At 50.8% G+C, this 12,481-nt stretch carries 8 protein-coding genes and 1 other RNA gene; 3 read left to right on the top strand and 6 right to left on the bottom strand.

Features of this window, described 5'->3' with window-relative positions:
* Nucleotides 1–14 precede the first annotated feature (14 nt).
* The gene (gene sufB / locus DT73_RS11680) at nucleotides 15–1,490 is read right to left on the bottom strand and encodes a Fe-S cluster assembly protein SufB (RefSeq protein WP_036108595.1); all 1,476 of its coding nucleotides are present in this window, start codon (nucleotides 1,488–1,490) and stop codon (nucleotides 15–17) included.
* A gap of 2 nt (nucleotides 1,491–1,492) precedes the next feature.
* On the bottom strand, nucleotides 1,493–1,870 hold the full coding sequence (sufA, locus tag DT73_RS11675) for a Fe-S cluster assembly scaffold SufA (RefSeq protein ID WP_036108593.1): 378 nt from the start codon (nucleotides 1,868–1,870) through the stop codon (nucleotides 1,493–1,495).
* Between the two features lie 739 nt (nucleotides 1,871–2,609).
* On the opposite strand from sufA, the gene DT73_RS11670 reads away from it, so the two are divergent.
* Nucleotides 2,610–3,236, top strand: coding sequence for a hypothetical protein (locus DT73_RS11670; protein WP_036108592.1), 627 nt, complete (start codon nucleotides 2,610–2,612; stop codon nucleotides 3,234–3,236).
* A 204-nt stretch (nucleotides 3,237–3,440) separates the two neighbouring features.
* Here the strand turns inward: DT73_RS11670 and menI are convergent, their stop codons facing one another.
* Entirely contained in the window at nucleotides 3,441–3,851 is a 411-nt protein-coding gene (gene menI / locus DT73_RS11665) for a 1,4-dihydroxy-2-naphthoyl-CoA hydrolase (RefSeq protein ID WP_036108590.1), read from the bottom strand.
* Nucleotides 3,848–6,904, bottom strand: a complete 3,057-nt coding sequence (locus tag DT73_RS11660; RefSeq protein WP_036108588.1) for an FAD-binding and (Fe-S)-binding domain-containing protein — start codon at nucleotides 6,902–6,904, stop codon at nucleotides 3,848–3,850. Before DT73_RS11660 ends, menI begins: the two co-directional genes overlap by 4 nt.
* A 232-nt stretch (nucleotides 6,905–7,136) precedes the next feature.
* Between DT73_RS11660 and ydiK the strand changes: the two genes are divergently transcribed.
* Together ydiK and rprA are read left to right on the top strand one after the other, a co-directional pair.
* Nucleotides 7,137–8,228, top strand: a complete 1,092-nt coding sequence (gene ydiK / locus DT73_RS11655) for an AI-2E family transporter YdiK (RefSeq protein WP_036108580.1) — start codon at nucleotides 7,137–7,139, stop codon at nucleotides 8,226–8,228.
* 197 nt (nucleotides 8,229–8,425) lie between these two features.
* Nucleotides 8,426–8,531: antisense sRNA RprA (rprA, locus tag DT73_RS25540), an RNA gene on the top strand.
* 69 nt (nucleotides 8,532–8,600) lie between these two features.
* Here rprA and DT73_RS11650 read toward each other — a convergent pair.
* On the bottom strand, nucleotides 8,601–10,979 hold the full coding sequence (locus DT73_RS11650) for a glycoside hydrolase family 3 N-terminal domain-containing protein (protein ID WP_036108578.1): 2,379 nt from the start codon (nucleotides 10,977–10,979) through the stop codon (nucleotides 8,601–8,603).
* A gap of 3 nt (nucleotides 10,980–10,982) precedes the next feature.
* Complete coding sequence (locus DT73_RS11645) at nucleotides 10,983–12,374, bottom strand: MFS transporter (RefSeq protein ID WP_036108575.1); 1,392 nt, start codon at nucleotides 12,372–12,374, stop codon at nucleotides 10,983–10,985.
* Nucleotides 12,375–12,481: the final 107 nt, after the last annotated feature.

Genomic DNA, 12,481 nt, shown 5'->3' with positions numbered 1-12,481 from the left:
CTTACCCTTGAGTTTTAGCCAACGCTGTGTTCAAGGCTGATAGCCAGTAATTTTTGTGCTTCGACGGCAAACTCGAGAGGCAACTCGGAGAACACATCCTTACAAAAACCATTCACAATCATTGAGATAGCATCATCTTCGCTAATCCCTCTTTGGAGACAGTAAAACAACTGATCTTCGCCAATGCGTGATGTCGTCGCTTCGTGCTCAAGTTGTGCACTGTTATTGCGGCACTCCACATAAGGGAAGGTATGTGCGCCACAATCAGGGCCAATCAGCATGGAGTCGCATTGGGTGTAATTACGGGCGTTAGTGGCTGTAGGCATGATTTTCACCAGCCCCCGATAACTGTTCTGGCTCTGCCCGGCGGAAATACCTTTTGAAATAATGGTCGAACGGGTATTTTTCCCGATGTGGATCATTTTGGTACCGGTATCCGCCTGTTGGTGCCCGCTGGTCAGGGCCACAGAGAAAAATTCACCAATGGCATTGTCGCCTTTAAGAATGCAACTGGGGTATTTCCAGGTGATGGCCGAGCCCGTCTCTGACTGGGTCCATGACATTTTGCTGTTTTGGCCTTCGCACAATGCACGCTTGGTAACAAAATTCAGGATGCCACCGGTATTGTTGTCCCCGGGAAACCAGTTTTGTACCGTGGAATATTTCACTTCAGCGTCTTTGAGAATAATGACTTCCACCACAGCCGCATGCAGCTGGTAACTTTCGCGAACTGGCGCAGAGCAACCTTCGATATAGCTGACATAACTGCCTTCATCGGCAACCAGAATAGTTCGCTCAAATTGCCCGGTCTTTTCCGCATTAATGCGGAAATAGGTGGAGAGCTCCATTGGGCAACGCACACCTTTGGGTATATATATAAATGTGCCATCGGAAGCGACTGCCGCATTGAGTGCCGCAAAGAAGTTATCATTGGCCGGAACCACCGTTCCCAGGTACTGTTTTACCAGCTCCGGGTAGTGCGCGATGGCATCACCAAAAGAGCAGAAGATGATGCCCTGCTCTGCCAGCGTTTCACGGTAAGTGGTGGCTACAGACACCGAATCAAAAATGGCGTCAACCGCCACCGCCTGGCCTTCACGCACCGGAACACCCAACTGGTTAAACGCAGCTTCAACTTCCTCAGTCAGAAAATTCTCACCACTGGCCTGCTGAACAGCCCCCGGCTGGGAGGCACAGTTATCATCGCAGTGCCCGCAAGACGGGGCTGAGTAATAACTGAAATCCTGGTAATTCAGTTTGTCATAATGGGCTTTCAGCCAGTGCGGCTCTTCCATTTTCTGCCAGGCACGAAAGGCATTAAGGCGAAATTCCAGCATCCAGTCAGGTTCATTACGACGCGCTGAAATCGCCCTGACTACCTCTTCGCTCAGGCCTTTGCCCAGCTCATCGGTTGGCAACTGTGTAAAAAAACCTTCCTTGTAATTCAGTTTCCCTTGCCAGTAGCCTGTTGCTTGTGTGTCTCGTGCCATAATTACTCCGCTTCAACCCCAAAGCTTTCGCCACATCCACATTCATGCCGTGCTTTTGGGTTGTGAAATTTAAACACCTGATTCAGGCCTTCACGCACATAATCCACATGGGTACCATCGATAACAGGCAAGGCTGCCAGTTCAACCCAGAGTCTGGCGCTGCCATGCTCACACAGCAGGCAGTCTGGTGGTGGAGCCATTACCTCGGACAGTACATAAGCAAAACCCGCACAACCCGATACTTTGATACCAAGCCGCAACCCCTGAAGACCGGGGGTCACTTCAACTAAGTGCACTATCTGTTGCGCTGCAGCATTTGTCAGTGTTATGCCCTGCCAGTTCATCTCTGCAGGGTCGAATAAACCGGAGTCTGTTGCCATGTATCACCTCAACTTATCTTTAGCCTGTAAAGCTAATGTTAATGATACGTATTATCACTTCAACCCTGAAATGCCAGGGGTATTGCCGGGTTATCATTTTTTGGTGCTTTTTAATAAGCATAGACGCTCAAAAAACGTACTACCTGATGTCAGTCACGTTTTTTAATTGATTGATACTCAAGTTTTTTTTGCTTACAGAAAGGCATCAGTATGGGGGAAATAAAACATGTATAGGCAATACCTATTTATGCAATATTTTTTCAAAGTATTGTCAAAACAGAAAGTTAGCGTTAAATCAGGTTCTTCGTGGCAGTGGCATCGTAACGCCTGCAAGATCAGGCTAAATAAATATTCTCTGGCATAAGCTGGAAGGGTTTCAAATGCGCCTGTACTGATACCCGCAGCGCCCCAACAGGCGCATACTAGCTGGCATTTTCATCAGGCTACCTTACTTACCATATCTGCGTAGTAATCCGTCACCAGAGCGCTCTTCACTCTACTGAATCTTCCCAGTAATCCAGGTACATCCGTTCACTGAACACTACCTTAGCCCTGAATTGATCATGGATTGCTAATGATTACACCACAAGGTGATTTAGCCGTCTGATCTGGTTGAAAATCAATGGCCACTAAACTCAGGTATTTCTTCCCCCCGGACTGTTCCCCGACTTCGGCTTTTGCTATTCTTTCCGGCTGGACTACTTCCAGCCGCATTAGCGTTGCCGGTTAAGGAGTTTCCATGCCGCCTTTCAACAAACACCGCCCTTTCATTTCCCTTTCTCGTCGTCAGCGCCGTAAAAAAGTCATTGAGCTTAAAAACCTTATCTACCGTGAACGTTATCGCTGTGGCGGGATGTTCTATGATGATTGCGATATCCAACACTACAAAGATAACCCTGACTCTATTTGGGCATGGAGTGACATCTATTTCGTCGGCCGCAATCCTGCCGACCTCTGGAATGCTGAAATCATCACGACTAAGTTGATGTTTCAGAATATTGTGCACGATCGCGCATTCAATGAAGCCTGGGCGATGCTCAGTCAGCAGGAACAAGAAGAAGAGGCGCGATGTGAAACAACACCCAATATGAATAACAAAGGTAAAATCGTTAGCCATACTTTGGTGCACCGAAAAGAACGGGCCTATGCGATTTTTGGCGGGCTGACATTTTGGCAGTTTATTGAGAAGCGCGAACGGGAAATAGCGCAAGATGAACCACCGGAGGTTGGTTGTGGTTATCAGTTGCTGCCGGGGTACGCTTATGGGCATGGGCTACGGATGGTTGTTGATGCTGAGGCTCTTAGTGTGCCTGTTATTGAGGCAGCGATTGGGGATTTTTTGAAAAAGGTGAAGGACATGGCTTAGGGGACAGCGATTTATAGGTGGGATGATTTACAATGCGGGTGTTCATATGTATTAGTCGCGACTTGATCTGACACATGGCCTTTTTCAGGCAATCCGTATTCTTCCCGTGCATTATCAATGAACCATAACCCTCTACTGGCAAGCAAAAACTGCACCCGGTGAACGTTTTCACACCAGGTGCAGTTAAGTAAACAGCGGGTATTATCAGACGACTGCAGTTGTCAGGCGAGCAGTACAGCAGTGCTGTTTTTTATCGTTATAGATATCAATTTGCCAGACCTGGTGCCGCCCTCCCAGATGTACCGCCTGGCAGCGCCCTGTAACATCTCCATGAGTGACTGCTCGCAAATGGTTGGCGTTAACTTCAAGCCCCACGACTTTGTGCTCCCCTTCCGTACACAAGTACCCGGCTACTGAACCAAGGGTTTCAGCAAGCACAACGGATGCCCCACCATGCAGTAACCCAAAAGGTTGTTGGGTACGCGAATCAACGGGCATGGTTGCTTCGAGATAATCGTCCCCCAACTGCGTAAAACGAATCCCAAGGTGCCCGACCATATTACCCTCGCCCATGGTATTGAGCGTTTGCAAAGTTGTTGCTCGCAGCCAAATCATGAAAGTATCTCCAATAGAGCCTGTAGGGGATGACGCATACCGCTTCCTTCAATACGTTTTACCTGGCTACGGCATGAGTAACCTGTCGCCAGGCAACGCTGGCGTGGCAGACGTTCAATTGCCTGTTGCCAGGAAAGCGCATAGATATCGAGGGATTTTTGGTGATTTTTCTGTTCATGGCCATAAGTACCGGCCATACCACAGCAACCAACACTGACACCTTCCAGCCGGGCACCAAAATGCCTGAAAATCCCCGCCCACTGGCTGGTGGATGCAGGCAGTGCCGTCACTTCAGTGCAATGGCCAAACAGGTACCAGGCTTCTCCAGCGGGCTCACGAGCGCTGAGTTTATCCAGTGACTGAGACAACCACTCGTGCACGAGCAGCACAGAAAAATCGCCACGGGCATCGCCCAGTGTCTGGCGGTATTCATCGCGATACGACAACACAATCGCCGGATCCACACCCACCATCGGCATACCGAGCGCTGCAATGCGGTTGAGGAAGTCTGATGTCTTCTGCGCTGTCCGGGCAAAACGCTCCAGGAACCCTTTAATGTGCTGCGCTTTACCATTCGGGGAAAAAGGCAGGACAACCGGTTTGTAACCCAGTTTATCCACCAGGCTGACAAAATCCGCCACGACACGCGCATCATAATAGCTGGTGAATGGGTCCTGGACTACCAGCACCGTTTTTTCACGGGCCTCGGCTGGCAGCGCTTCAAGCTGTTCCAGTGTCATGTTGGCAGAACGATGCCCCACCAGTTGTTGTTGCAGTGTAGGGGTCGATAATAACGGCAGGTCAACCATGCCAATATGTTTTGCCGTCAGATCACGCACCCAGTTCTGGCGCAAGAAGAAGTTAAATGTCCTGGGGGCCCGAGCCATTAACGGCGCATAGCTTTCCACACTGGCAACCAGGTGATCCCGCACAGGACGCAGATAGCGGGTATGGTAAAGTTGCAGGAAGCGTGAACGAAATTCAGGGACATCAATTTTAATCGGGCATTGGGTGGAGCAGGCTTTACAGGCCAGGCACCCGGACATGGCTTCTTTCACTTCGTGTGAAAAATCGTACTCACCCTTGTGCGCATGCCAGGTGTGACGAACACGCTCCACCAAATTACGTAAACTGCTGTGCCCACCCGGCAACGCTTTTTCCAGTTTGTTCGGGTCTACGCCTCTGTCGGCCAGTAAGCGCAACCATTCACGTACCAGTGTTGCCCGCCCTTTTGGCGAATGGATCCGGTGCTGGCTGACTTTCATTGACGGGCACATCGGGCTTTTCGCGTCAAAATTGAAGCACAGTCCATTACCGTTACACTCCATCGCCCCACGCCATGACTGGCGCACTGCAACAGGGATCTGGCGGTCAAGAGTGCCACGCTTGGGTGCATCCACTTTCATCATGGGTGCATCCACACCCAACGGTGGGCAAATCTTCCCCGGGTTCAGGCGGTTGCCAGGGTCAAAAGCTGCTTTGATACGCCGCAGCTCATTGTAGAGAACATCACCAAAGAACGCCGGGCTGTACTCCGCACGGAAGCCTTTACCATGCTCCCCCCACAACAACCCGCCATATTTGGCAGTAAGCGCCACCACGTCATCAGAGATTTGCTTCATCAGCATTTCCTGTTGCGGGTCGCACATATCCAGTGCCGGGCGAACATGCAGTACCCCGGCATCCACATGGCCAAACATGCCATAACTCAAATTATGGCTATCAAGCAAGGCGCGGAACTCCACAATATAGTCAGCAAGGTGTTCTGGTGGCACGCAGGTATCTTCTGCAAATGGAATAGGTTTCGCTGCACCTTTGGCATTACCCAGCAAGCCAACCGCTTTTTTACGCATCGCGTAAATACGCTCAATACCGGGTAATTCACTGCATAATTGCCAGCCAATAACACCAGACTCCCCACGGGCAATCAGGCCATCCAGGCGTTCACACAATTCGCTGACCTGGCTTTCTATCAGAGCTTCGTCATCGCCGGCAAATTCAACAATGTTCAGGCCAAGCAGTGTTTTATCCGGCACATCCGTAATAAGCTCACTCACTGAATGCCAGATAATATCTTCACGAGCGAGGTTGAGTACCCGCGAATCGACGGTTTCAACCGACAAAGCACTGGCTTCTACCATGACAGGCGCACTGCGCAGCGCTGAATCGAAACTGTCATATTTCACATTCACCAGGCGGCGCACTTTAGGAATGGGCGTGATATCCAGTTTGGCTTCAGTGATAAACGCCAGCGTACCTTCTGAGCCGGTGAGAATGCGTGTCAGGTCGAACTGTTGCATGTCATCGCTGAATACATGGCGCAAGTCATACCCGGTGAGAAAACGGTTTAGCTTAGGAAATTTTTCGAGGATCAATTCACGCTGATTACGGCACTGATTCAGTACCGTACTGTAGATGCGCCCCGTTGCAGTTGTTTCTTCAGCCAGAGATTCGGCCAAAGCTACGGGCATTGGGCGGGTATCAAGAATATCGCCGCCCAGCAGAACAGCCCTGACACCTAACACATGATCAGAGGTTTTTCCGTAGACCAGTGAACCCTGGCCGGAAGCGTCTGTATTAATCATGCCTCCGAGCGTTGCCCGGTTACTGGTAGACAGCTCAGGCGCAAAAAAATAGCCGTAAGGTTTCAGAAACTGATTGAGTTGATCTTTAATTACCCCGGCTTCGACTCTGACCCAGCCTTCTTCCGGGTTAATTTCAATGATGCGGTTCATATACCGCGACAGGTCGACAATTATGCCGTGGTTCAGTGCCTGCCCATTGGTGCCGGTACCACCACCGCGCGGGGTGAACACCAGGCTCGCAAAACGTTCTTCACTGGCAATGCGGGTAATCAACGCCACATCAGCAGTGGAACGTGGAAAAAGAATGGCATCCGGGAGTAGCTGATAAATGCTGTTATCTGTCGCCATTGTCAGGCGATCAGCATAACTTGTAGCGGTATCGCCGGTAAAACCCTGTTGCTCCAGTGCTTCTAAAAAATTCACCACCAGTTGCACTAAACCTGGCGCCTGAGAAATTTGTGGGATCATTCGCACTTGACTCTGTCTGACGAAAAAAGAGATGAGTTATCGTTTGCGTTGCGCACTCATGGTTTTATCACATTTTTGTATGCCACGCTTGGGGGATTTTATTTCGCTTTTAAGTTGTAAAAAGATAGCGGAATACATCATCATTAGATCTGCAATACCTTATGGACACTTATGCTAATCACGATGCTTTTTACCGGGCATCATGGCGTAATTACCGGCTGATGACACTATTATGGAAACGATAAAGCCTCACCAGGACATTGCACGGGTCCTTATCTCTGTGCTGTTTATTTCGTTAATGATTATCGCGTGTATCTGGATAGTTCAACCGTTCATTCTGGGCTTTGCCTGGGCCGGAACTGTGGTTATTGCCACCTGGCCGGTGTTGATTCGGCTGCAAAAACTGCTGTGGGGAAAACGTATTTTGGCCGTTCTGGTCATGACACTGTTGCTGATACTGCTGTTTGTCATCCCCATTTCGTTGTTAGTCAACAGTCTGGTGGATACCAGTGCACCACTGGTTAAATCAGCCAGTTCCGGCCAACTGTCTCCACCCGATTTTGCCTGGCTGCAAAGCATCCCGTTCTTTGGGGATAAGCTTTATAGTTCCTGGCATGCCTTGCTTGATGGCGGCGGTACAACGCTGCTTGCCAAAGTAAAACCCTATATTGGTACGACAACGACCTGGTTTGTTGGGCAGGCGGCTCACCTTGGGCGTTTTCTGATGCACTGTGCTCTGATGGTGCTGTTCAGCGCATTACTCTACTGGCGTGGTGAAGATGTTGCTGGTGGTTTCCGGCGTTTCGCCCGGCGCCTTGCGTCTGAGCGTGGTGATGCGTCGGTGGTGCTGGCAGCTCAGGCCATACGTGCGGTGGCGTTAGGTGTTGTGGTAACTGCTTTGGTCCAGGGGATTCTGGGCGGTATTGGTCTGGCTATTTGTGGCATCCCTTACGCAACATTATTAACCGTAGTGATGGTGCTGTGTTGCCTGGTGCAGATTGGCCCATTATTGGTGCTGATACCGGCAATCCTTTGGCTGTACTGGAGTGGTGATAATACCTGGGGCACTGTATTGCTGGTCTGGAGTGCAGTGGTTGGTACGTTGGATAACGTGATTCGCCCTATGCTTATTCGTATGGGGGCAGACCTGCCGATGATTGTTGTTCTGTCCGGTGTTATTGGTGGGTTAATTGCATTTGGCATGATTGGCGTATTTATTGGCCCGGTAGTACTGGCGGTGTCCTACCGGTTGTTTGCCGCCTGGGTTAACGAAAAAGTGCCTCCACTGGAAGAAACTTCCACCGACACCCCGCCCTCTTCTTAAGCAGTAATATCCCTCTGAACATTCGGGTTATTTATTACCCGATTGTTCAGCAAAACTTATTGATTCGCTGGTTTTTTACCCACTCCTTGCACTCATCCTTTTTTATCACGCTGAATAACATTTTTTACTATTTATAAACATTTAACTATTGAGACGAATCCGATCGACGGCTCAGGGGTGGGATGACTACTATTAGCTCAGACTTATAAATCACATCTGGTTTATAAACATGAATCCCCTGAGTGAAACAACGAATTGCTGTGTGTAGTCTTTGCCCATCTCCCACGATGGGCTTTTTTTTGCTCTGGCAATTCATCTTACAGGGAGACGCAACACGCCACAGTCTGGTCGACAGGCATGTTGCTGTTCGTTTTACCCTGCGATTTCCTCAGTATGGCTTAACATACGCCAGTCACGCGTCAGGACAACCGGTTTATCTCCCGTAAGGCGAACCGTAACACACTGATGAATAGCTTCACTGCTGGTACCTAACATCAGTTCAAACTCACCGGGTTCAACCACCCTCTGGCCCATTTTATTGGTGAAATTCAGCATATCGGTTGGTAGCGAAATCGTTAACCGGGTAGCCGCCCCGGCAGCCAGCCTGACACGGTGGAATGCTTTTAATTCCTTCACCGGGCGTACCAGCGAGGCAACTTTGTCATGAACATAAAGTTGGATAACTTCACTACCAGTGCGCACACCGCGGTTGGTAACTGGTACAGTGATGTTAATAGTTCCTCCTTGTGCTGGCAGCGTTTCCTCACGTAACTCAGCCGGGCCCATAACAAAATCCCCCCAGCCCAGGCCGTAACCAAATGGATAACGGGCGCCAAAATGAAATGCCAGGGGTGTGCCACCACTTTTCAGCTTGTGGTTATAGTAGTACGGCATCGCTCCGGCACTTTTGGGAGCAGATAGTACCAGGCGCCCTTCAGGCTCCCGGGTTCCTGCCAGAATGTCTGCAACAGCATGCCCGCCTTCCTGGCCCGGTGCCCACGCCATTAACAAAGCCGCTACCCGGTGTTCCAGCCCGCCCAGATGGTACGGACGCCCACCGGTCATCACCACAATAACCGGTTTCCCGGTGCTGACCAGAGCTTCAAGTAATGCCTGTTGCACGCCGGGCAATGCCAGGGTATCGGTATCCGAACCCTCGCCGCAGGTGCCGCTTTGAAACAAACCAGCCAGGTCACCCACACAGGCAATCACCACATCTGCTTGCTGAGCCACCGATACAGCCTCAGGAATTAAGCGGGTATCCTGCGAAACCGGGGACGACTGGCGGGGTTTCCCATCACTTTCGCCGGGAAAGACCGGAGCACCCGCCTGGCGGTGCTCAATAATGTGGCACCCTTTGGCGTAACTTACCCGGTTTTCACCAAACTGCTGGCGAATTCCGGCAAGTAATGTCACAACCTGTTCTGCCTGTTCCTGCGCGTCACTGATTATCAGATGTACCGGGAAACTGTAGCCACTCAGCAGAGCCAAAGGATCGTTTGCAACCGGGCCAATTACCGCCAGTGAAGGGGTATCTGTGAGTGGTAAAATGCCCTTGTTCTCAAGCAGAGTGACTGAGCGTGCCGCGCATTCTCTGGCAAGGTGGCGTGTTTCCGGCGCCTGTAAAGCCAGCTTATCCAGATCTGCATAAGGGTGTTCAAACAGACCAAGCCGGAATTTTTCGGTCAACACACGAGTGACTATCTCATCAACCTTGCCCATGGTAATCAGGCCTTCAGCCACCGCTTCGGCAAGATGGCTGGCACAATCCGCTTTAGGGAGTTCAATATCCAGCCCGGCATTGAATGCCAGTGCAGCAGATTCCATGGGATTGTGGCTGACACCATGGTGCTGATGCAGCAGGCTCACACCACCGTAGTCAGCCACAATCAGCCCGTCAAAGCCCCACTGCTCACGTAACACTCTGGTAAGCAGGAAAGTATCACTGTGAGTGGGCTGGTTATCGATATCGTGGTAGGCGGGCATCACTGAACCGGCATTGGCAAGGCGTACCGCCATTTCGAAAGGCAGCAGGAAAGTGTCATTTAATTCGCAAAAACCGAGATGTACCGGCGCGTGGTTACGGGCGCCTTCGCTGAACGAGTGGCCGGCATAATGCTTCAGGGTTGCGAGCAAATCACGGTTTGGCCCCTGTAACCCCTTCACATATTGTGTCGCCATAACCCCAACTAAGTAAGGATCTTCACCAAAGGTTTCTTCTGTTCTTCCCCAGCGAACATCCCGGGAAACATCCAGAACTGGAGCAAGCCCCTGGTGGCAGCCAATAGCCCTTGCCTCCCGGCCAATAGCACTGGCAACCGCATTAATCAGTTGCGGGTCCCAGGTGGATGCGTAATTGAGCGGTGACGGAAATAACGTGGCATCTTTGCACAATACCCCCACCAGGCACTCTTCATGGAACAACGCCGGTATCCCTAACCGGCTCTCTTCCACCAGCGTTTTTTGCAGACGATTCGCCGCCATCACACCTTCTCTCGGTGAGACACTGTGGGTGCCAAGTGGGCGGGTTATTTGACCAATTCCTTTTTTCAACTGCTCTGCCAGAGCCATATGTTGCGTAGCACCTGAAAACGTGTCGCTCATATCCAGACGTTCTTTATGAAAACCTTCTGGCGATAACACCAGCCACATTGCCCCCATTTGGGCGAACTTTTCTTCGGGTGTCATCCGGGCCAGTAAGTCAGCCACCCGAGCCTCAACAGACTGGCGGGGATCAGTATAAATCGTCATGGGTTACTCCTGTATTGCCGGGTTTAAACCGGGTTCCGGGTTAGAAATATGCTGGCGTTTGGCGGCCAGTTCATTAGCGATGGCAGCAACTTTGCGGTTATTCAGTTGGTAAAAGCACAACAGTACGACGATGGAGAAAAACAGCGCGGCAGGAATGAAAGTAAATAGTGCGTTGATAGTATGCAGAACAGCCGGAGCCTGTACGGTGACATTAGCCTGGTAACTTACCAGCCCAAGGATCCAACCAACGACCGCGCCCCCCAGTGCCAGCCCCATTTTGATGGCGAACAGAGCCGTGGAGAAGACCAGGCCATCCAGCCTGCGGCCCGTGCGATGTTCTTCATAATCTACGACATCTGACAGCATGGTCCACTGCAGAGGGGTGGTAAGGTTCTGAACAAAGCTGAACACAATATTCAGGGCCAGTATCCAGCCGATATACGCCGCAGGGATAAAAAAGATAGCGATACACGGCACCATAAAGGCCAGGGTAGTACACTGATATGCTCTTACCCGGTCCACCCGGCCGAGTACCCAGCCAGACAGTAATGCCCCAGCCAAAGCAGCTACCATCCCACTGACAATAAAGGCAAACGTCATGTCCGGGCGCATCAACAGATATTTGACGTAATACATCGTGGTAGACCCGCGTACCACAACCGCCGTCAACAACAGAATATTCAGCACAAATACCAAACGCCACTGGCTGTTTTTCGCCAGCGATTTCAGGTCAGCCAGCATACTGCCTGGCGTACTGCTTTCAGGTATATAGCGTTCACGAGTCATGGCAAAACAGCAGAAAAACAAACCAATCCCCAGTAAACCCATCAGGCTCATTGCCAGAAAGAAACCTTTCTGTTGATTACCCTGGCCCAACCACTCCATCAAGGGCAAAGCCAGTACAGTGACAATTAAGCCACCGGTGAATGACAGGCCGAAACGCCAGGACTGCAACGAATGCCGTTCGCCAGGATCCAGTGTTAAGGCTCCGGGCATAGCGCAGTAAGGCACATTAATAGCGGAGTACACCAGGCTCAAAAGTGTATAGGTCACGCAGGCATAGATAATCTTGCCCGTCGGCCCCACATCCGGGACATAAAACGTTATCAGGCAACTCACACCAAAAGGAATGGCAAACCACAGTAACCACGGGCGAAAACGCCCATGCCGGGTACGTGTTCGGTCAACAATGGCGCCAATACAAGGGTCAGTAATTGCATCAATGGCCCGCACCACCAGAAACATCGTGCCCATAATCGCGGCAGGTAACCCAAACACATCGGTATAGAACCAGGCCAGAAACAGCGTTGCTGTTTGCCAGACCAGCGCGCTGGCCATATCTCCGAACCCATAGCCAATTTTATCTTTCAATGTAAGAACCGGCACAGTATTCATGATGCTCCACCTTTCGTCAGTTGAGCTCCTTAAGCCTTCATGTTGCAGGACCCTGGAGCCTGTTGTTTTTGTTGTTTGTGGGTAACACTCAGGTACGCGGTAACTAT

Origin of the sequence: Mangrovibacter sp. MFB070 (genome assembly GCF_000705335.1) — a bacterium.
Classification (GTDB): domain Bacteria; phylum Pseudomonadota; class Gammaproteobacteria; order Enterobacterales; family Enterobacteriaceae; genus Mangrovibacter; species Mangrovibacter plantisponsor.
This window is presented reverse-complemented; position numbering and strand designations above follow the sequence as displayed.

Excerpts from the sequence above, each read along its gene's own strand:
- sufA (WP_036108593.1), bottom strand. The coding sequence starts at position 1,870 with ATGGCAACAGACTCCGGTTTATTCGACCCTGCAGAGATGAACTGGCAG.
- DT73_RS11670 (WP_036108592.1), top strand. The coding sequence starts at position 2,610 with ATGCCGCCTTTCAACAAACACCGCCCTTTCATTTCCCTTTCTCGTCGT.
- sufB (WP_036108595.1), bottom strand. The coding sequence starts at position 1,490 with ATGGCACGAGACACACAAGCAACAGGCTACTGGCAAGGGAAACTGAAT.
- menI (WP_036108590.1), bottom strand. The coding sequence starts at position 3,851 with ATGATTTGGCTGCGAGCAACAACTTTGCAAACGCTCAATACCATGGGC.
- DT73_RS11650 (WP_036108578.1), bottom strand. The coding sequence starts at position 10,979 with ATGACGATTTATACTGATCCCCGCCAGTCTGTTGAGGCTCGGGTGGCT.
- ydiK (WP_036108580.1), top strand. The coding sequence starts at position 7,137 with ATGGAAACGATAAAGCCTCACCAGGACATTGCACGGGTCCTTATCTCT.
- DT73_RS11660 (WP_036108588.1), bottom strand. The coding sequence starts at position 6,904 with ATGATCCCACAAATTTCTCAGGCGCCAGGTTTAGTGCAACTGGTGGTG.
- DT73_RS11645 (WP_036108575.1), bottom strand. The coding sequence starts at position 12,374 with ATGAATACTGTGCCGGTTCTTACATTGAAAGATAAAATTGGCTATGGG.